General features: G+C 62.5%; 20 protein-coding genes. 12 read left to right on the top strand and 8 right to left on the bottom strand.

Annotated elements, in window-relative coordinates:
* Positions 1–147: 147 nt before the first annotated feature.
* Positions 148–831 carry a response regulator gene (locus AC0L3N_RS26565; RefSeq protein ID WP_023803603.1) on the top strand — a complete coding sequence of 228 codons (684 nt, stop codon included), beginning with the start codon at positions 148–150 and terminating at the stop codon, positions 829–831.
* Positions 832–947: 116 nt separating this feature from the next.
* Positions 948–1,493, top strand: a complete 546-nt coding sequence (locus AC0L3N_RS26560) for a hypothetical protein (RefSeq protein WP_473550441.1) — start codon at positions 948–950, stop codon at positions 1,491–1,493.
* Between the two features lie 112 nt (positions 1,494–1,605).
* On the opposite strand, the gene AC0L3N_RS26555 is transcribed toward AC0L3N_RS26560, so the two are convergent.
* Complete coding sequence (locus AC0L3N_RS26555) at positions 1,606–2,946, bottom strand: ATP-binding response regulator (RefSeq protein ID WP_473550439.1); 1,341 nt, start codon at positions 2,944–2,946, stop codon at positions 1,606–1,608.
* Between the two features lie 9 nt (positions 2,947–2,955).
* The gene (locus tag AC0L3N_RS26550) at positions 2,956–4,191 is read right to left on the bottom strand and encodes an FIST N-terminal domain-containing protein (RefSeq protein ID WP_473550438.1); all 1,236 of its coding nucleotides are present in this window, start codon (positions 4,189–4,191) and stop codon (positions 2,956–2,958) included.
* Positions 4,192–4,313: 122 nt separating this feature from the next.
* Here AC0L3N_RS26550 and AC0L3N_RS26545 point away from each other — a divergent pair, with 122 nt between their 5' ends.
* The 5 genes from AC0L3N_RS26545 (at position 4,314) to AC0L3N_RS26525 (ending at position 10,095) form a co-directional block, all read left to right on the top strand.
* Positions 4,314–4,745, top strand: a complete 432-nt coding sequence (locus tag AC0L3N_RS26545) for a DUF6841 family protein (RefSeq protein WP_473550435.1) — start codon at positions 4,314–4,316, stop codon at positions 4,743–4,745.
* 200 nt (positions 4,746–4,945) lie between these two features.
* Positions 4,946–5,446: a (2Fe-2S)-binding protein gene (locus AC0L3N_RS26540; protein WP_473550434.1), complete on the top strand. Its 501-nt coding sequence runs from the start codon at positions 4,946–4,948 to the stop codon at positions 5,444–5,446.
* Between the two features lie 116 nt (positions 5,447–5,562).
* The gene (locus AC0L3N_RS26535; RefSeq protein WP_473550432.1) at positions 5,563–7,911 is read left to right on the top strand and encodes a xanthine dehydrogenase family protein molybdopterin-binding subunit; all 2,349 of its coding nucleotides are present in this window, start codon (positions 5,563–5,565) and stop codon (positions 7,909–7,911) included.
* A 141-nt stretch (positions 7,912–8,052) separates the two neighbouring features.
* Entirely contained in the window at positions 8,053–8,850 is a 798-nt protein-coding gene (locus AC0L3N_RS26530; RefSeq protein WP_473550431.1) for an FAD binding domain-containing protein, read from the top strand.
* A gap of 222 nt (positions 8,851–9,072) precedes the next feature.
* The gene (locus AC0L3N_RS26525; RefSeq protein WP_473550429.1) at positions 9,073–10,095 is read left to right on the top strand and encodes an acyltransferase family protein; all 1,023 of its coding nucleotides are present in this window, start codon (positions 9,073–9,075) and stop codon (positions 10,093–10,095) included.
* 10 nt (positions 10,096–10,105) lie between these two features.
* On the opposite strand, the gene AC0L3N_RS26520 is transcribed toward AC0L3N_RS26525, so the two are convergent.
* On the bottom strand, positions 10,106–10,603 hold the full coding sequence (locus AC0L3N_RS26520) for a GNAT family N-acetyltransferase (protein WP_473550428.1): 498 nt from the start codon (positions 10,601–10,603) through the stop codon (positions 10,106–10,108).
* Between the two features lie 19 nt (positions 10,604–10,622).
* Entirely contained in the window at positions 10,623–11,387 is a 765-nt protein-coding gene (locus AC0L3N_RS26515; RefSeq protein ID WP_473550426.1) for a copper homeostasis protein CutC, read from the bottom strand.
* Between the two features lie 306 nt (positions 11,388–11,693).
* Here AC0L3N_RS26515 and AC0L3N_RS26510 point away from each other — a divergent pair, with 306 nt between their 5' ends.
* Positions 11,694–12,149, top strand: a complete 456-nt coding sequence (locus tag AC0L3N_RS26510; RefSeq protein ID WP_473550425.1) for a carboxymuconolactone decarboxylase family protein — start codon at positions 11,694–11,696, stop codon at positions 12,147–12,149.
* A gap of 51 nt (positions 12,150–12,200) precedes the next feature.
* On the opposite strand, the gene AC0L3N_RS26505 is transcribed toward AC0L3N_RS26510, so the two are convergent.
* On the bottom strand, positions 12,201–13,109 hold the full coding sequence (locus AC0L3N_RS26505; protein ID WP_473550423.1) for a LysR family transcriptional regulator: 909 nt from the start codon (positions 13,107–13,109) through the stop codon (positions 12,201–12,203).
* Positions 13,110–13,237: 128 nt separating this feature from the next.
* On the opposite strand from AC0L3N_RS26505, the gene AC0L3N_RS26500 reads away from it, so the two are divergent.
* From AC0L3N_RS26500 to AC0L3N_RS26490, 3 genes are read left to right on the top strand one after another with little or no spacing between them, the layout of a single operon-like run.
* Positions 13,238–13,741 carry a nuclear transport factor 2 family protein gene (locus AC0L3N_RS26500; RefSeq protein ID WP_473550422.1) on the top strand — a complete coding sequence of 168 codons (504 nt, stop codon included), beginning with the start codon at positions 13,238–13,240 and terminating at the stop codon, positions 13,739–13,741.
* A gap of 56 nt (positions 13,742–13,797) precedes the next feature.
* Positions 13,798–14,778, top strand: coding sequence for an alpha/beta hydrolase (locus AC0L3N_RS26495; protein WP_473550420.1), 981 nt, complete (start codon positions 13,798–13,800; stop codon positions 14,776–14,778).
* The gene (locus AC0L3N_RS26490; RefSeq protein WP_473550418.1) at positions 14,775–15,335 is read left to right on the top strand and encodes a nuclear transport factor 2 family protein; all 561 of its coding nucleotides are present in this window, start codon (positions 14,775–14,777) and stop codon (positions 15,333–15,335) included. The genes AC0L3N_RS26495 and AC0L3N_RS26490 overlap by 4 nt, the downstream gene beginning before the upstream one ends.
* A gap of 31 nt (positions 15,336–15,366) precedes the next feature.
* Here AC0L3N_RS26490 and AC0L3N_RS26485 read toward each other — a convergent pair whose 3' ends face one another.
* Together AC0L3N_RS26485 and AC0L3N_RS26480 are read right to left on the bottom strand one after the other, a co-directional pair.
* The gene (locus tag AC0L3N_RS26485) at positions 15,367–15,801 is read right to left on the bottom strand and encodes a cupin domain-containing protein (protein WP_473550417.1); all 435 of its coding nucleotides are present in this window, start codon (positions 15,799–15,801) and stop codon (positions 15,367–15,369) included.
* Between the two features lie 70 nt (positions 15,802–15,871).
* The gene (locus AC0L3N_RS26480) at positions 15,872–16,723 is read right to left on the bottom strand and encodes an AraC family transcriptional regulator (RefSeq protein ID WP_473550416.1); all 852 of its coding nucleotides are present in this window, start codon (positions 16,721–16,723) and stop codon (positions 15,872–15,874) included.
* Between the two features lie 71 nt (positions 16,724–16,794).
* Between AC0L3N_RS26480 and AC0L3N_RS26475 the strand changes: the two genes are divergently transcribed.
* Positions 16,795–17,967, top strand: a complete 1,173-nt coding sequence (locus AC0L3N_RS26475) for an amidohydrolase (protein WP_473550414.1) — start codon at positions 16,795–16,797, stop codon at positions 17,965–17,967.
* 105 nt (positions 17,968–18,072) lie between these two features.
* Here AC0L3N_RS26475 and AC0L3N_RS26470 read toward each other — a convergent pair whose 3' ends face one another.
* A complete protein-coding gene (locus tag AC0L3N_RS26470; protein WP_473550413.1) occupies positions 18,073–18,516 on the bottom strand; it encodes a hypothetical protein in 444 nt (147 codons plus the stop codon).
* Positions 18,517–18,648: the final 132 nt, after the last annotated feature.

Raw genomic sequence — 18,648 nt, 5'->3', positions numbered from 1 at the left:
TCGGCCGATTTGGACGACCGGGCAAGGCATGGTGGTCCCGAAATTGCCATCTCCGCCCTTCGGCCAGGGATGGCGATGTACTATTTGCCAATAATCTGGCCATGGTCGCTGGGCTATTCTATCCTGCCTGAAATGAAACGAAACGCCATGACCGCAGTCAACGATCGCGCCCGGTTTCTGATCATCGACGACCACCCGCTGTTTCGCGAGGCGCTGCACAGCGCTGTGCAGATGGCCTATCCGGACGTCGACACTGTCGAGGCGCGTTCGATCACCGAGGCATTTGAGCTTCTGGCGGACGCGAAGCCATTCGATCTCGCGCTGCTCGACCTCAGCATGCCTGACGTGCATGGCTTCGACGGGCTGCTGCAGCTTCGGACCCGCTATCCGCGCCTGCCGGTGGTCATCGTTTCGGGGCATGAGGAGCCGAAGATCATTTCCGAGGCGCTGTCCTACGGCGCGGCCGGCTTCATCCCGAAATCGGCGCGCAAGAGCGATCTGGCCGCCGCCATCCGCTCGGTGATGGAAGGTGCGATCTACGTGCCCGAAACCTATGAAGGCCAGCCGCCGGACGCCGACAGCACCGACCGCGCCGAGATGGTGCAGCGCCTTGCCAAACTGACGCCGCAGCAATTGCGGGTGCTGCAGATGCTGCGCCAGGGCTTGCTCAACAAGCAGATCGCCTACGAACTGCAGGTCGGCGAAACCACTGTCAAGGCGCATGTTTCCGAGATCCTGCGCAAGCTCAACGTCTACAGCCGGACGCAAGCCGTCATCGAGGTTTCGAAGCTCGACAGTGCCGAATTGTTTCGCGGGCAGGCGGGGTTTTAGCCGCCGGCTGCGGAATTACGGTGCGGAATTATCAACGCAAGCGAAGCTGCCGCTGCAGCCCGTATCAGGGCTGCTTTCCCGAGTGACAAGCTCCTACTCGTGCCGAAGCGCTAGCCATGAAACGCATTTTCTTCTTCGCCACCCCTGTTGATATCGTTTCGGTTCTCAATCGCTTCGAAGCGAACGCGCCGCTGAAATTCGTTGAAATGGGAAACTTGACTACGCCAAATAGGGCAATTTATCTGAATTCATCGGAAATCCCCAATCCCGGAATCGCTACCCATGAAACAGGCAGCCTTTCGCAAGGGTACATGGTGTCGCATCGAGACACCAAGAATAACATGCATTCGTTCGTTGGTAGGAAGGGCGAGAAACGGTGGAGTCTCGATAACAGCGATAACGAAGAAACTGTAATTCTTACAATGGCTGGTCTTGGAAGGGCAGGCACCTTGCTGCCTGGCAACATGGCTACGCTTCATGAAACGCTGGTAGCGCAACAGCTGATGAAATGGTTTCAATCCGCCTTAAAACAGCAGGGCTTCACCAAAGTCCGAGACTGGTGGCTTGGCAGGGAAGCCCTTGCAATGCTCAAGGCGGGTAAGAGGTTGACGACAACTGCGGAACAATCACCTCCTGAATTTGACCTGACGCTGCCGAATTAGAAAGAAGCAAATAAATAGAAATTGCAAAAATGCTTTCCCTAGTTGAATACGGTGACAGTGCACCATTTTCTTGTCGCTCGCGGTCTTCTGCCCGTGTCTTCGGGGCAAGGGATCAAGCCAGCAAATGCGCCAGCAGCGCGCGCAGTTGTGCCGGTTTCAGCGGCTTGCGCATCAGCTCGATGCCGGCCGCGCGGGCGACTATGGCAACGGTCTCCGAACCGTCGGCGGTGACGATCAGCGCCGGCACGGCGCGGCTGAGATAATCGCGGACCTCGGCGATCGTCGTGGTGCCGAGGTCGCCGCCGTCGAGATGCTGGTCGGCTATGACGATGTCCGGCACCCAGTCCGTATCGCCGAGCATCTCGAGGGCAGCATCGGTCGAGGTGGCGGGGCGCACCAGGCATTGCCAGCGCTCGAGCAGGGATGTCATCGCCTGCAGCACCTCGACGTCGTTCTCGACCAGCAGCACCTTTGTGCCGAACAGACCGTAGCCGCGCGGCCGCTCCATGTCGGCGGTGCTGGCAATGGCATCGACGCTGGCGCCGATCCCGACCGGAACGTCGATATGGAAAATCGTGCCGTGTCCAACCTTCGACGAGAACGTCACGGGATGGCCGAGTGCGGCTGCGATGCGGCGCACGATGGCCAGGCCCAATCCCAGCCCGCCGCCGGCAAGCCCGGCATCGGTCGGGATCGTGCCGCGGTGGAATTCCTCGAACACGGCCTCGCGCTGGTCGTCGGGGATACCGCAGCCGGTATCGGCGACATCGATGCGGATCGTGTCGCCGCGATGCCTGGTGCCGACCAGCACGCCGCCGGAGCGGGTGTAGCGCAGCGCGTTGGAAAGGATGTTCTGCAGGATGCGGCGCAGCAAGGTGCGGTCCGACCGCACGACGGCGCTGACCGGCCGGAATTTTAGCGTCAGACCCTTCATTTCGGCGACCGGCAGGAAATCCGAGCGCAGCGACGAAAACAGCATCTCCAGGCTGACGTCGCCGATATCGGGCTGCACGACGCCTGCGTCGAGCTTGGAAATGTCGAGCAGGGTGCGGAGCAGATCCTCCATCGTCTCCAGCGACCGCTCGACCTGCCGGACCAGTTTTTTGCCCTCATCGCTGGTCTGCACCTCGGCCAGCGCCGAGACGGAGAGATGCGCGGCGTTCAGCGGTTGCAGCACGTCGTGGCTGGCGGCGGCCAGGAACCTGGTCTTGGACAGGTTCGCCAGTTCGGCGTTTTCCTTGGCCGCGCTGAGATCGATGTTGGATTGTTCCAATCTACGCAGGGTCGAGTGCAGTTCCTCGGTGCGCGTACGCACTCGATTCTCGAGCGAAATCGCGGTCTGGAACAGCGAGAACGCGTTGGCCTGCTGGTCCATCGAGCGCTCGACGCGGCTGACAAGGGCTGCGTTGATCTTCTTCAGCTTCTCCAGGTCGTTGATGTTCCTGAGCGGCATAACAACCTCCTACTCCGCCGCCTGCCGCTGTCCGAAGGCGATGCCGGTGAAAGTCTGGTTCAGATGCATCGACCGGTACTGTTCGCCATAGGTGCCGAAGCCGATGACATTGTTGACCTTGTAGAGTTCCGAAATCTCTCGAAAGACCTGGCGGTTGCGCGCATCGAGCCTGCGCAGCACGCAGTCGAAACCGAGAATCATGTCGATGCCGCCAAGCCTTTCCTCGACATCCCTAAAGGCGGCACGCGTCGATTCAACCATGTTCTTGGGCTGGGCTATGGAAAGGACGACGCCATCGTCGATGGCACAGAAGAACGACAGCGAGCCGTCCGCGTGCATCTTCTGAATCGAGCGGCAATAAAACTCGCCGCCCACTTTCACCACCACCGGATGCGAGGCAAAACTCAGTGGCGTCAGCATCTGCCGGATGACGCCGACCGAGGCGGCATATTCCTCCGCGGCATTGGTGGCGTTGAATTCGCGCACGGTGCGTTGATCGGGATCCGACGCGGTCACCACCAGCTTCTCGTCTGTGGGAACGAAATTGTCGGTCTTGAACACGTGGAAAGGAATTTCCGTAGTGATCAGCACGATGATGGCGCTGTCGGAGGCAACCTTGCCGTTCGAGATCAGCCGCGTCGTCTCGAATTTCAGATCGTCGCCCGCCGACCCGCCGATCAATGGAATGTCGTCGAGCCCCCAGTGGATGGCGGAGGTCACCGCTTCCTCGGCATAAGACAACCCGTCGATGAAGCAGAGCGCGAAGGTGGTGTTGGTCCGCTCATACCCGACGCGGCCGTGCAGCGAGCGCCGCAGCGCCCCGACTTCGTCGGTGATCCTGTCCATGCCCGACGAAGAGAGACTGTCGACCATGGCGCTTACGACTGAAAACGATGCTGACGGAAGCAGTAAGGCGAGGATCTGGCCTTCCTCCAGACCGCGCGGCGTGATTTCGCCGGCGGTGGAGCAGCCGGCATAGGCAAGTGCCGGCGCGTTGATCTTCAGCGCGTCCGATAGGGCCGCCGCATCGACGAGGCTCTGGGAGAAAAACAGCAGGGCGAAGCTGGCATCGATGGCCGCGGCTTCGGCCGCGATCGCCTGGGTGAACGCATTGGCGTCGGGCTCATCCGTGGTGAGCGCCGACAGGCCGCATGCATAGCGCGTCCGTGAACTGGCCAGCGGCTTCCTCCTCGATTCCTCCGACGCTCTTTTTGTGCGCGTCTGGTGCGCCGGCGTCGAAGTCATTGTTGTCTTCAAGTGCTGCTTTGGCAATGAGCCAACATGATGGATTTGAAGTTTCTGCTATTTTGACGGCATCAGGTTCAGAAACTTCAAATCCACAACCACACCGGAAGGGAGCGTGACCCATGGAAGCGCAGGTTAGGGAGCTATTCGAAAGGTACGAGCAGCTTTTCCAGAAATCCCTCGCCGGCGATGCCGACATGGACGAAGTCACATCCGTCTATGCCTCCGCCTTCATTGCGGCGTCGCCTGCCGGCGTCATGGTTGGGAAGAACGACGACCAGCTCAAGCAGGTTATGGAACAAGGCTACGCTCGCTATCGTGCGATCGGCACGAAGGCGATGCGAATACGGGATGTTCGCATCTCGCCGATTGACGAGAATCATTGCGTTGCCCACGTCGCTTGGACGTCGATCTATGCGCGCAAAGACCAACCGGACGTCACGATCGATTTCGACGTCCATTACCTCGTGCAGAAGCTGGGCGGAGAGCCCAAAATATTTGGGTGGGTGTCAGGCGACGAGCAGGAGGTTCTCAGAAAACACGGCATCGGCTGAAATCGGCTTGCCGCCCCGTTTCCCTGTCTTTGCGTGACCGAAAGTACAATAGGCGGTTTCTGGGACGAACTGCATTCTCGCAATCTCGGCATTCCGCGGCACTTTTTCCCGTGCTTTATGCGGTATAAGAATAGCGGACAGATGGAGGGCTCGGGCACCACCGACGCCAGAACGACCAAGGTAGCACCCAGGGAGGTTTCATGTCGGACATATCGTTGACGGTGAACGGAAAGCGGGTCAGCGGCACTGCCGAAGACCGTACGCTTCTGGTTCATTTCTTGAGGGAGAATCTCGGCCTGACCGGGACGCATGTCGGCTGCGACACCTCGCAATGCGGCGCCTGTGTGATCCATGTCGATGGCAAGGCGGTAAAATCCTGCACGATGCTTGCGGTGCAAGCCTCCGGATCGACCATCGTGACGATCGAAGGCTTGGCGGACGGCGCCGACCTGCATCCGGTGCAGGCGGCGTTCAAGGAGCATCATGGGCTGCAGTGCGGTTTCTGCACGCCGGGCATGATCATGGCGGCAACCGATATGATCGGCCGTCACCCCGAAGGCCTCGACGAGGCCACGGTGCGCGCCGAGCTCGAAGGCAACATCTGCCGCTGCACCGGCTACCACAACATCGTGAAAGCGATCCTCGCCGCATCGAAGACGATGTCGAAGGGGGCGAGGGGGAAAGCGAAGCAAGCAGCATAAGGGCAGTAAGGGAGTAGGGCAGTAAGGCAGTAGGGGAAATCGGCTCAAAATCCCTACTGCCTTACTCCCCTACTGCCCTACTCACCTACTTCAGCAATTCGGGAGGAATTTCTGCGATGGGCATTGAAGGTGTTGGCGCTCGTGTGGCGCGCAAGGAAGACAAGCGGTTCATTACCGGCGCCGGCCGCTATGTCGACGACATGGTGGTTCCCGGCATGAAGCATGCGGCCTTCGTGCGCAGCCCGCATGCGCATGCTGAGATCAAGAAGATCGATGTCAAAAAGGCCCAGGCGATGCCGGGCGTCATCGGTGTGCTGACCGGCAAGGAGCTCAAGGCCGACGGCATCGGCAATCTCATCTGCGGGTGGATGATCCATTCCAAGGACGGCTCGCCGATGAAGATGGGGGCGTGGTCGCCGCTGGCCTTCGACAGGGTCCGCTACGTCGGCGACGCGGTGGTCATCGTGGTTGCCGAAACCAAGGGCCAGGCGCGCGACGCGGCCGAAGCAGTCGACATCACCTACAAAGAATTGAAGGCAGTCGTCGATGCTCCGAAGGCGCTCGAAAGGAGCGCACCACAGATCCATCCGGAAGCCGACAACAACCTGATTTTCGACTGGGAGCTCGGCGATAGCACCGCAACCAACGCGGCGATCAAGGCCGCTGCCCACGTCACCCGCATGAAGATCGTCAACAACCGGCTGGTGCCCAACGCCATGGAGCCGCGTGCCGCACTAGGCTATTACGACAAGGCCGAGGATCACTACACGTGCTGGACGACTTCGCAGAACCCGCATCTTGCGCGCCTGGTGATGAGCGCCTTCTACAATGTCGCGCCTGAAAACAAGCTGCGCGTCATCGCGCCGGATGTCGGCGGCGGCTTCGGCTCGAAGATCTACATCTATCCGGAAGAAATCATCTGCCTGTGGGCCTCGAAGAAGACCGGCGTGCCGGTCAAATGGGTTGCTGACCGCACCGAGAGTTTTCTCACCGACGCCCATGGCCGTGACCATGTCTCGACAGTGGAGATGGCCTTCGACAAAGACAACAGGATCACCGGGCTGAAGGTCGACACCATCGCCAATCTCGGCGCCTACATGTCGCTGTTCTCGTCCTGCGTGCCGACCTATCTCTACGCGACGCTGTTATCGGGCCAGTACGATATTCCGGCGATCCACGCCAATGTGCGTGCCGTCTATACCAACACCGCGCCGGTCGACGCCTATCGCGGGGCAGGGCGGCCGGAAGCCACCTATCTGCTCGAACGCACCATGGAGACCGCCGCACGCGAGTTGGGCGTGTCGCCGGCGGAGCTTCGCCGAAAGAACTTCATCACGTCGTTTCCGCACCAGACGCCGGTCATCATGAACTATGACGCCGGCGATTATGCCGCTTCGCTCGACGCGGCGATGGCGGCTGCCGACTATGCCGGCTTTGCCGAGCGCAAGGCCGCCGCCGCCAAGAAAGGCAAGCTGCGCGGCATCGGCATGAGCAACTATATCGAGGCCTGCGGCTTGGCGCCGTCGGCGGCGGTCGGCAGTCTTGGAGCGGGTGTCGGCCTTTGGGAAAGTGCCGAGGTGCGCGTCAACGCCGTCGGCACCATCGAGGTGCTGACCGGCTCGCACAGCCACGGCCAGGGCCATGAGACGACCTTCGCGCAGCTGGTCAGCCAGCGCTTTGGCGTGCCGATCGACAGCGTCTCGATCGTCCATGGCGATACCGACAAGGTGCAGATGGGCATGGGAAGCTACGGTTCGCGCTCGGGCGCCGTCGGCATGTCGGCCGTCGCCAAGGCGCTCGATAAGGTCGAGGCCAAGGCCAAGAAGATCGCCGCCCATCTGCTCGAGGCCGACGAGGGTGACATCGTCATCGAAAACGGCGCGTTGAAGGTCACCGGCACCGATAAGAGCGTGCCATGGTTCCAGATGGCGCTTGCCGCCTACACGGCCCACAACCTGCCAGGCGGCATGGAGCCGGGGCTGAAGGAGACCTCATTCTACGATCCGTCAAACTTCACCTTCCCGGCCGGCTGCTATGTCTGCGAGGTTGAAATCGATCCGGAGACCGGCGTGACCGAGATCGTCCAGTTCGTCGCGGCCGACGATTTCGGCAACATCATCAACCCGATGATCGTCGAAGGCCAGGTGCATGGCGGCGTCGCACAAGGCATCGGCCAAGCCTTGCTGGAGGGCACTCGCTACGACGCCAGCGGGCAGCTTTTGACGGCGAGCTATATGGACTACACCATGCCGCGCGCCGACGATTTGCCGTCGTTCAAGGTCTCGACCTCGAACACACCGTGCCCGGGCAATCCGCTCGGCATCAAGGGCTGCGGCGAGGCCGGCGCCATCGGCTCACCGCCGGCAGTGATCAATGCCATCACCGACGCCATCGGCATCACCGATATTGCCATGCCGGCATCGCCCTCCACGGTCTGGGCTGCGATCCGGGCGACGAAACACTGAAAGGAGTGAGTAGTGAATAGTGAATAGTGAATAGTTAGATTTCGCCGAAGCTCTTCCCATTCACTACTCACTACTTACTAATAACTAATAACTACTCACTATTCACCATTCACTATTCACTATCTCGCACGGGAGTATCCCATGTACTCAGTCAACTATCACCGCGCCGCCTCCGTCGCCGACGCCGCCAAGCTGCTCAAGAGCGGCGATGCAAAGCTGCTGTCGGGCGGCATGACGCTGATCCCCGCGATGAAGACGCGGCTTGCGGCGCCTTCCGACCTGGTCGACCTGTCGCGGATCAAGGAACTGCAAGGCGTCAAGGTGTCGGGCAAGACCGTCACCATCGGCGCCGCCACCACGCATCACGATGTCGCCAGCGACGAGAAGCTGAAGAAGGCGTGTCCGGCGCTCGCCCATATGGCGTCCCGGATCGGCGATCCGGCGGTACGCTACAAGGGCACGATCGGCGGCTCGATCGCCAACAACGATCCGGCGGCCGACTATCCGGCAGCACTTCTGGCGCTCGACGCCACCATCGTCACCAATAAGCGCGAGATCGCGGCCGGCAAGTTCTTCACGGGCCTGTTCGAGACGGCGCTGAAAGACGGCGAGATCATCACCGCCGTGACCTTCACCGCGCCGGCCAGGGCGGCCTATGAAAAGTTCCGCAATCCCGCTTCGCGCTATGCGATCGTCGGGGTGTTCGTGGCCAAGGGCAAGGACGGCGTCAGGGTCGCCGTCACCGGGGCCGGCGACGACGGCGTCTTCCGTTCGAAGGAAATCGAGGCGGCGCTGACCAAGAGTTTCACGGCAGCCGCACTCGACGGCTTGAAGATTTCGGCGAAGAATTTGATGAGCGACATCCACGCCTCGGCCGACTACCGGGCCAATCTGATCGCGGTGATGGCCAAGCGCGCTGTGGCTGCCGCCAACGCCTGAATCTGCCTATTGCCGATTTCGCCAACCTTGGAGGAGGGGCCGTCGCGGCCCCTTTTCGTCGCCTTCGGGTCCGGCGGCTGGACAAGAAGGCGCTGTGGCCATCTCGCACTTGCACAACGCTCTATTGCACTGCAATATACGTGGAGGAAATGCGAACCGGGGCTTGGAGCGCACAGTGATAGCCTGCAGCCCTTTCGCATCGTTCAAATCCGAAAGGCCGGCATGACGGATATCTCCGCGACGCAGCTTGTCGTGCCTCGGTCTGCCGCCGACACATCGTCGAGAACAAGGCTCGCCTATCTCGACGGATGGCGCGGCCTGTCGATCGCGCTGGTGCTGATCGGCCACTTCTTTCCCGTCCCCGGTATCAACCTCGGTGTCATGGGCGTCGAGTTCTTCTTCGTGCTCAGCGGCCGGCTGATGGCCGAGATCCTCTTTGTCGAACGCTATCCGCTCAAGGCGTTCTTCAAGCGCCGGTTCTCCCGCATCTATCCGGCACTGCTGGTTTTCGTCGTCGCTTCGATGGCTGCCTTGTCCGGCACGTTTGTCGGCTTTGCATGGAAAGCGGCGCTGACGGCGCTGACATTCACCTACAACTATGCCGGGATTCTCGTCAGCCGCGCCGGCGCGCTCGACCATATCTGGTCGCTATGCGTGGAAGAACATGCCTATGTAATCCTGGCGCTGATCAGCTTTGTGGTTTCCGGGCGTACCCGCGTCGTCATGCTGCTCGGCGCGCTGTCGGTGCTGGCCATGGCGAATGGCGCGATCTCATACTGGGCCTTCGGAATGGACTACGAAAGCACCTATTGGCGGACCGACGTGCACATCGCCTCGATCCTGCTGTCGGCGGTGATATGCCTGCTCAAGGCCGACGGCAGGCTGCCGGCCTTGTTCAAGGGGCCGCATATCGCGGTTGCGGCGTCTGCCGGTGCGGTTCTTCTGTTCATGGATGCGGTGCCGACGCCGATCCATTATCTGGTCGCGGTGCCGCTGTTGGCGCTCGCCGTCAATTCGCTCGATTTCAGTACGCGGTACCTGACCGGTTTCCTGTCTTCCTGGCCGATGTCGACGCTGGGGCTGTGGTCGTACTCGCTCTATCTGTGGCAGCAGCCGTTCTACAAATTCGTCTATTCGAAGGGCAGTGCGCCGCTACTGATGCTGGCCGGAGCGTTCGCTTGCGCTTTGTGCAGCTATTACATCGTCGAAAAGCCGGCCCGTAGCTGGCTGAACCGCAACTGGTAGGGCTGTCGCCTCAGCCGGTGATTTGCCTGGTATAGTAGCGCACCGCCTTCTTGCCGCCGTGGATCACCGCGTCGCCGACCTCGACGAAGCCGAGTGCTACGTGAAAGGCATCCGAGGCCGGGTTGGGTGGGTCGGCATTCACCTCGCAAGTGACGATGGTCTGGCCGGCACGCAAGGCATGGTCGAACAGATCCTCATAGAGCCTGCGGGCATGGCCGCGGCCACGCGCTTCTTCCGCAACGACGACACGGTCGACATAGACGAAGCGCTGGTAGCGCTCGCGAAACCACAGGAAGTTCGGACTGTCGTAGCGGGCGTCCTGGTCGAAGGTCATGATGAAGGCTTCGAGTGCGCCGATGCGGCGCGCATAAAACGCTTCGCCGAGCAAGAAGGACAGGCGTTCCGGCCCAAGCCACGACAGCTCGGTCGCGTGCTCGTTATTGAGGGCGAGGACGGCGGGCTCGTCCTGCGGCGAGACTTTTTCGATCGGCAACCGTGCTTGCGTCAAATGTTTGCTTCCTTCGGGATCATGCTCGCGCCGCCGCAATCGTCGCAGCCACAAGCGCCGCGTCGGTCACCGTGTTGCGGTATTCGCGGTCAAGGTCGGTGCCGCCCATCCCAACCTGCGGATTGCGGTAGCGCATGGCGCTCGGCACGTCCTTGAGTGCGGCGAAGTGCATTTCAGTCAGTCCGGTTCTTTCCCGCACCTCGGCGATGTTCGTGGGATCGAGCCCGCCGCAACCGAGAATGATGATGCGCTTCCCCGCCTGCCGGACGAGTTCCGCCAGCAGGGCCACGCCGTCCAATGCGGTGTCGCGCTGGCCGCTGGTCAGCACGCGGCCGACCTTGCTGCGGATCAGCGCTTCCAGCGCCTCGGCCGGATCGCGCGTCATGTCGAAGGCACGGTGGCAGGTGATGTTCAAGGACCCTGCCGCCTGCACCAATTCGCTCATGCGCTTTTCGTCGATGGTACCGTCGGCATTCAGGCAGCCAACGACGACGCCGGCCACGCCAAGCTCGCTCAGCGCGCGCACATCGGCGAGCATCGAACCGTATTCAGCGTCGCTGTAGAGAAAATCGCCGCCGCGCGGCCGCACGATGACGTGGAACGGGACCGTCGCCAGTTCGAGAGCTGCGCGCACCGTGCCAAAACTCGGCGTGATGCCGCCCTCGACCAGGCTGGCGCACAGCTCGACCCGGTCGGCGCCGGCGGCTTGCGCGGCGAGCAGGCCATCTATGCCTTCGACACAGATTTCGATCAGCGGCAGGCGAGGGCGTTCGGTGTCGGTCACAGGGCGATCCGTTGCGGATTCAAGACGTGCAGCCCTAGCATCGGGCTCCTTGCCGCGAAAGCCGGAATTAATGGCTCAACGCGACGGATCGCTGCCGTTTGCATTGCCGCCAATTTCCCGCTTGACACACTCATAACCAACGAGTTATGGGTAAATCAATAGCTAACGGGTTATGGGTTTGGCGTGAACAGCGCGGCCGATGATTTCTTCAGAACCCTCTCCGATCCGGCCTTCAGGACGAACGAAACAGTAAAACCAAAAACCCGGATGATTGGCATCCGGGATCGGCAAACAAGGGAGACCACCATGCAAGCAAGACTGAAAAACCCTGTGCTTCTCATTCCCGGCGCGCTGCAGGCGCTGCTCGCCCTGGACAAGTCGACGGAAACGGCCGACCTGCCCTATGTGACGCGCAAGCTCGTCCATTTGCGCGCCAGCCAGATCAACGGATGCAGCGTCTGTATCGACATGCATGCACGCGAATTGAAGAAGGCCGGCGAAAAGGACGAGCGCATCTTCAGCGTGTCCGCCTGGCGGGAGACGCCTTACTTCACCGACGCCGAACGCGCGGCTCTCGCGCTTGCCGAGGCAACAACCCGGCTTTGCGACCGGCCGGACCCGGTGCCGGACGCGATCTGGGACGAGGCCGCCCGGCATTATGACGAGAAGGCGCTTGCCGCACTGGTGGTCCAGATTGCCTTGATAAACGCCTTCAACCGCCTCAACGCCGCCACCAGGCAGATGGTCGGCGCCTGGGGATGAGCCGGTTCGCCGATATGCGCCGTGGCACATGTCGGTTTTCGCGGCGGCGCATCAGATCCGCAAATTGTGGGCGTTCGCGCGCACGAAGTCGATGAAGGCTCGCAGCTTGGGCGGGACGAGGCGGCGGCTGGGATAATAGAGGTGGAGCGGTTCGTAGGTGGGACAGAAAGGCTCCAGCACCTTGACCAGCGCGCCTGAGGCGAGAAGCGGCGCAGCGAGGCCTTCGACGGCAAAGGCTAGGCCAAGCTCTTGCGCGGCGGCGGTGATGCAGAGCGGAAGTGTGTTCACGATCAGACGTGCGTCGGGCGTCAACTCGACTTGGCGTCCATCCACGACGAACTCCCAGGGCGAGATGGCGCGGGTGCGGGTGAAGGCGAAGGCGATGCAGCGGTGGGCGGCGAGGTCGGCGGGTCGCTTCGGCGTGCCGTTACGCGCCAGATAGTCCGGGCTCCCCAACACGACCGTCTGCAGCGGCCCGCCTAGACGCGCGCCGACCATATCCTTCTCGAGAAGCTCGCCGATCCGCAGGCCGGCATCGAAGCCCTGAGCGGCGATATCGATGAAGCTGTCGTCGAAGATCAGGCTAAGCCGCACTTCCGGGTAAGCGTCCATGAACGGCCCCATCAGCGGCTCGATCAGCAGCGGCGCGGCGATCCACGGCAGGCTCAGGCGCAGCGTGCCGGCGGGGCGATCGCGGGTCTCGCGCAGCGCCGCGCCAGCCGCCCGGATCTCTTCGGCCGCTGGGCGCACGTGGTCGAAATAGTGGGCGCCGGCTTCGGTCAAGCCAACGCTGCGGGTCGTGCGGTTGAGGAGCCGCACCCCCAGACGCTCCTCAAGCCCTTTGACCGCCTCGCTCAAAGAGGCCGGGGCGACGCCGAGTTCGGCCGCGGCGCGGGTGAAGCTCTTGGCCTCAGCGACCTTCACGAAGGCGACGATGCCACTGAACTGGTCGAGGCGCATTGTGAGGTTATTCCAAATAGCCTTGTCGAACTATACGGGTTTTTCCGGTGAACAAAAAGCCTCATGTTGGGTCCGACGAATGGGCATCGCTGTTGCGACGGCTCGAACAGGCAAGGGAGACAGGACTGATGACCAGGCTCGCTTCGCTCGCCGCCGGCGCTCTCCTGGCGGTGTCCGCCGCCCCCGCGAGCGCCGGTCCTCAGGAAGACCGCAACATCCAGCTGATCAGGGACTATTACGCAGCTTACGCGACCGGGAACCCGGAGGCCGTCCGGCCCTTTCTCGCGCCCGACATCGTGTGGCGCATTCCCGGCCATCATCCGCTGGCCGGCGACAAGCGCGGGCCGGAAGAAGTGGTCGCCTTCTTTCGCGGCCTGGCCGACGGCAAATTTAGGGCTGAGCCGATCTTCTTCCAGGCGCAGGGCGATCTCGTCGTCGACATCCATCGCGGCTGGTCGAACGTCGGCTCAGGTCCCGAGATCGACCAGCTCTACGCCCTGATGTTTCGCATCAAGGACGGCAAGATCGCCGAGGCACAGAATTTTTTGACCGACATGTACCAGTCGGACGCCTTCTACTGGGCGCACTACCCGCTGAAGCCACTGCCCGGCCGACTGACGGATGATCGCTGAGACGGTGCTTTCCTCAACTTGCCGCGGTTCTCGCTCCAAATCAAAGGAGACTTGCGATGCTGAAAACCCTGACACTAGCCGCGGCAACCGCCGTCGCGCTCGCCTCCAATGCCTTTGCCGCACCGCGCGTCGAGCGCGTCACTTTCGCCCCGCACGGTGAGCAGATCGTCGGCGACCTCTACCTGCCCGAGGATCTGGACGCGGCGAAAGCTCGGCCCGCGCTGGTCGTGACCGGCGCATGGATGACGGTGAAGGAACAGATGGCCGCCCGCTACGCCCGCGAGATGGCCGACCGCGGGTTCGTCGCCTTGACCTTCGACTTCCGCGGCTGGGGCGAAAGCGGCGGCGCACGTCGGCAATACGAGGATCCCGGCACCAAGATCGCCGACATCGAAGCGGCGGTCGCCTATCTCGCGACCCGGCCCGAGGTCAGCAAGGACAGCATCGGCGGGCTCGGCATTTGCGCCAGCTCCGGCTATATGGTCACTGCCGCCGCTAAAGATGCCGCGATCAAGTCGGTCGCCCTCGTTGCGCCCTGGCTGCACGATGCCGAGATGGTCGAGCAGACCTATGGCGGCAAGGACGGCGTCGCCAGGCTCGAAGCTGCGGGCGATGCGGCCGAGGCCGCCTATCGCCGCACCGGCAAGCAGGCATTCCTGCCCGCCGCCAGCCTGACCGACCAGCGGGCGATCATGTTCAAGGTGCCTTATTACACCGAGCCCGATCGCGGCATGATCCCGGCCTGGCGCAACGAGGCCGATCCGGCCTTCTGGCGCGGCTGGCTGACATTCGACGCGATCCAGGCTGCTCCGCGCCTGCATCGGCCCTTCCTGATGGTGCATAGCGAGGCGGCTGCCATCCCGCAGGGTGCGCACAAATTTTACTCGCGACTGACCGGGCCGAAGCAGGAGCTGTGGCTCGACAATGTGACCCAGTTCGATTTCTACGACGGCGCCGCGCCGGTGGAGGCGGCGACCGACGCCGTCGCCGCGCATTTCCGCACCACGCTGGGCAGTGCAGGGGAGGCAGGACAATGAGCCCCGTCACCCGCCGGCACGTCTTGGCCTCGGCAGTTTTCGCCGCGACGTCTACCGCCACCTGTGCGCCGGCCTTGAGCACCACGCAGTCCACGGCTGCGCTGACGGTCGAAGACAGGACCGCCATCGCCGAGGCAGTGGCGGGGATCGGCCTTTATGCCGATTTGCGCGAATGGAACCGGGTCAAATCCTATCTCGCGGCCCGCGTCACGACCGACTATACGAGCCTTTTCGGTGGCGAGGTGGCGACCAGCGACCGCGACTCGTTGATTGCTCAGTGGCAAGATCTGCTGCCGGGCTTCGACGCCACCCAGCACCTCATCACCAACATCGTTGTCGAAGGCGCGGGCAACGATGCGGTTGCGTGCAGCCATGTCCGCGCCAGCCACTGGATCGACACCCGGTTCTGGACGGTCGGCGCCGGCTATCTCCACCGGTTGGTGCGGACGCCCGAAGGCTGGCGCGTCAGCGCCATCGCCATCCGCCGCCTGTACGAGGAGGGCGACCGCGCCGTGCTGACCACTGCCGCGGACCGGGTGAGCGCGGCGGCGAAGTGAGCAGCCTGCTGGCAGCCACGACTGTTGCCAGCTACTGGCGCAAAACCGTGTTCTTGGTGCCTTCTTCGACCTGGTCGATGACCAGCAGCTTGACCGGATCGACGCCGACATTGGTGGCCTGATGCCACTGCCCGATCATTTCGATGATGAAATCGCCTGACTTGTATGTCGTGCTCTTGCCGGTCTCGACATTGGTGACCTGAAGCGTCCCACCCTGGACATAGGCATAGCGGGGAAACGGGTGCTTGTGGACCGGCAAGGTCGCGCCCGGCGCAATCTCAAAGGACGAAACCAGGACCTGCACGTTTTCCTGCGGCAGCGTGATCGGCTGGCCGGACGCCGTCTCCGTGCGCGAGGCAAGCGGGGTCACGACAACCGGGGTGCCGCTGGCGTCCAGCGCGTACGCGGCGGTTGCGGACAGGGCTGCCGCGAGCAGCAGCGTCGTCGATACCAGGATTTTTCGCATGATTCCCCCCAGGCCCAACTTCACCATCGCGCAGCAAATTTCCGCGCGCAAGCGTCTCCTTTGGGAGCACTCAGCCTCCTCTCCTGTACATGCCAGGTGTCATCCCGCGCGTCGCCCGGAACGAGCGGGAAAGATGGCTCTGGTCGGCGAAACCTGCCGCAATGGCGGCATCGGCGAGGCCGAGTCCCTGTTCGATCAAGGAACTGGCGCGACGCAGTCTCCGGTCGCGGATATAGGCTGCGGGCGTCAGGCCAGTTGCCTTCCTGAAATCCCGGATGACCTGGAACCGGGTGACGCGCCCGACCTCGGCAAGCCGCTGCAGATCGAGCTGCGAGCCAAGTTCGCTTTCGACAAGATCCTCGTAGACCGAGAACCTCTGTCGCGATCCCGAGCTATCGATCGCTTCGGTTCGCCCGCCCCGATCGCCATGCCGAACGATGAGATGCCTCAAGGCGACGAGCAGCGACGCCTCGGCTTTCGTTGCGTCCCGGGAGGTAGAACCTTCATGCGCCGCCGCCAACGCTGCGGCGAGATCGCTGTCCTCGATGATCGCGTGCGAAAAGACCGGATCGCCATCTCCGCCCAGCTCGCGGGCGAGCCCCGCCATCAGCGGCACCGAGGGATAAAACGTCCGGTAGGCCCAGCCTCCATCGGCACCTTGTTCCCCGTCATGCCACTCCTCGGGATTCACAATGGCAATGGTGCCTGCCGGAGCAAGAACGCTGTGGCGTCCGATGCGGATGCGTTCGCAGCCAGCTGTGATCAAGGCGATCACGTAGGTTGGATGGGTGTGCAACTCGTAGCGATGCTGTGTAAAGCGCGCCTTGAACAGGCCAAGGTCAGGGAAACAAGGATGGCGCCAGTATTTCCTTGTCTCAGTCGCGTCCACGTATTTCTCTCTGCTGCGGTCAATCTGGTTCAAGACGCCTCTTGTGCGGCCTTCTAATCGTGATCCCGGATCAAGCCGCCCTTTGCCGGTGGAAGGAGAGCATCGTGCTGCATAATGACCCCATCGCCGCCTTGACGCCAGAGGTGATAGCATGGCGCCACCATATCCATTCCAATCCCGAACTCGGATTCGATGAGAACGAAACGGCACGTTTCGTTGCCGAGAAACTGCGGGCCTTCGCCTTCGATGAGGTGCATCAGGGGATCGGCGGCACTGGGATTGTCGGCGTCCTGCGCAGCGGCGCGGGCACGCGCGCCATCGGTCTCCGCGCCGAGCTGGACGCGCTTCCGGTCGTGGAGAGGACCGGCTTGCCCTATGCGTCCAGGAATGAGGGCGTGATGCACGCCTGCGGCCATGACGGCCACGCCGCCATGCTGCTCGGCGCGGCCAGACTGCTCAGCCAATCCCGCGCCTTCGACGGCATCGTCTACGTCATCTTCCAGCCAGCCGAAGAAAACGAAGGCGGCAGCCTGCGCATGATCGAAGACGGCCTGTTCAGGCGTTTCCCGGTCGAGGCCATGTATGCCGTCCACAACTGGCCGGGCGTCAGACTGGGGACGATCGCGGCTCGCGTTGGAGCACAGATGGCCGCCGTCGACAATTTCGAGCTGACCTTCGAGGGTCTTGGCGCGCATGCCGCCATGCCTCAGCTCGGCGACGACCCGATCCTGGCCGCCGGCGCCTTTGTCCAGGCCGTCCAGCGCATTGTCAGCCGCTCGGTCGATCCGCAAAGCGCGCTGGTCGTCAGCCTCACCCAGATCCATGGCGGCAATGTCGGCAACATCGTGCCTGGCAAGGTCTGGCTGCAAGGCACCTGCCGCTTTTTCGAGCCCGGTCATTCCGATCATTGCGAGAAGCTGATCGGCGAGATCGCCCAGGGCATTGCCGCAGCCCATTCGCTCAAGGCCACGCTCGACTACAAGAAGGGCTATCCGCCGCTCATCAACACGGCGATTGCCACGGCCCGCGCCGTCGAGGCGGCCGGCGCCGCCGTCGGGAGGGAGAACGTCACGACCGAGTTCAGCCCGAGCCTCGGCTGCGAGGATTTCGCCTTCATGATCCGCGAGGCAGGCGGCTGCTACGCGTGGATCGGCGTCGGCGATGTCGGTCCCGGCGAGGGGCTGCATGGCGATCGCTACGTCTTCAATGACGAGATCGTGCCGACCGTGTTGCGCTACTACGTCAATCTGGTCGAGCAGACGCTTCCCGCCTCGTGAACCGTCAGAGGGAAAACTGATGGCTCAGCGAGAAGTGCCGATCTGAATGCAATTCGTGGGCCATAAGCCGGGAAACAGTCTTGCGCGACACCAACCCGACGCATCTCACCCGGCTGTGGCCACGACTTGCGTTACGTGAACGGGATTTTCAAGCACTGCCTGCGCGGTATCGGCCTGGTTTTCATCGACGCTCGCCATCACAAAAATGACGCCTTGTACAACGTTTGGCTCACCCGGCTTTTTGGCAAGATCGGCAGATGACCCGAGAAGCCTGCCAGCAAAGCCGCCACAGGCCGCACCGACGAGGACCATGCCAGCCGCCGCTCCGACAGGATCAATGCCGGTGGCTCCAAAAGCACCCAGGCCGATCAACAGACCAGCAGCCGCGCCAAGCGCGGCACCGCCCGGACCGCTCAGGACAGCGCCGATTTCGTCGTCGTAGGGTCCGATGACGCTGATCTGTTCGTGAGAAACTCCTGCCGCCTGAAGCGCGGCAACGGCACGCGCTGCCTGGTCGTGGGAATCGAAAAGTCTGCTGATTGTTCGCATTTTGACACTGCCCATAGCACAGTCGCGGGGGGGGCGGGGGGGGGGGGGGGGGGGGGGGTGGCCCGAGGGGGGGGGGGGGGGGGAAAAATATTGAATTAATAGTGTGGAAGTGTGTTAACTGAAGATGAGGAT

It is taken from the genome of Mesorhizobium sp. WSM4807 (assembly GCF_055811615.1).
The sequence above is the reverse complement of the archived record's forward strand: the minus strand, read 5'-3'. Positions and strand labels throughout refer to the sequence as shown.

Coding starts and splice junctions, on each gene's coding strand:
- AC0L3N_RS26565 (WP_023803603.1), top strand. CDS start 148: ATGACCGCAGTCAACGATCGCGCCCGGTTTCTGATCATCGACGACCAC.
- AC0L3N_RS26560 (WP_473550441.1), top strand. CDS start 948: ATGAAACGCATTTTCTTCTTCGCCACCCCTGTTGATATCGTTTCGGTT.
- AC0L3N_RS26555 (WP_473550439.1), bottom strand. CDS start 2,946: ATGCCGCTCAGGAACATCAACGACCTGGAGAAGCTGAAGAAGATCAAC.
- AC0L3N_RS26550 (WP_473550438.1), bottom strand. CDS start 4,191: ATGACTTCGACGCCGGCGCACCAGACGCGCACAAAAAGAGCGTCGGAG.
- AC0L3N_RS26545 (WP_473550435.1), top strand. CDS start 4,314: ATGGAAGCGCAGGTTAGGGAGCTATTCGAAAGGTACGAGCAGCTTTTC.
- AC0L3N_RS26540 (WP_473550434.1), top strand. CDS start 4,946: ATGTCGGACATATCGTTGACGGTGAACGGAAAGCGGGTCAGCGGCACT.
- AC0L3N_RS26535 (WP_473550432.1), top strand. CDS start 5,563: ATGGGCATTGAAGGTGTTGGCGCTCGTGTGGCGCGCAAGGAAGACAAG.
- AC0L3N_RS26530 (WP_473550431.1), top strand. CDS start 8,053: ATGTACTCAGTCAACTATCACCGCGCCGCCTCCGTCGCCGACGCCGCC.
- AC0L3N_RS26525 (WP_473550429.1), top strand. CDS start 9,073: ATGACGGATATCTCCGCGACGCAGCTTGTCGTGCCTCGGTCTGCCGCC.
- AC0L3N_RS26510 (WP_473550425.1), top strand. CDS start 11,694: ATGCAAGCAAGACTGAAAAACCCTGTGCTTCTCATTCCCGGCGCGCTG.
- AC0L3N_RS26505 (WP_473550423.1), bottom strand. CDS start 13,109: ATGCGCCTCGACCAGTTCAGTGGCATCGTCGCCTTCGTGAAGGTCGCT.
- AC0L3N_RS26500 (WP_473550422.1), top strand. CDS start 13,238: ATGACCAGGCTCGCTTCGCTCGCCGCCGGCGCTCTCCTGGCGGTGTCC.
- AC0L3N_RS26495 (WP_473550420.1), top strand. CDS start 13,798: ATGCTGAAAACCCTGACACTAGCCGCGGCAACCGCCGTCGCGCTCGCC.
- AC0L3N_RS26490 (WP_473550418.1), top strand. CDS start 14,775: ATGAGCCCCGTCACCCGCCGGCACGTCTTGGCCTCGGCAGTTTTCGCC.
- AC0L3N_RS26485 (WP_473550417.1), bottom strand. CDS start 15,801: ATGCGAAAAATCCTGGTATCGACGACGCTGCTGCTCGCGGCAGCCCTG.
- AC0L3N_RS26470 (WP_473550413.1), bottom strand. CDS start 18,516: ATGCGAACAATCAGCAGACTTTTCGATTCCCACGACCAGGCAGCGCGT.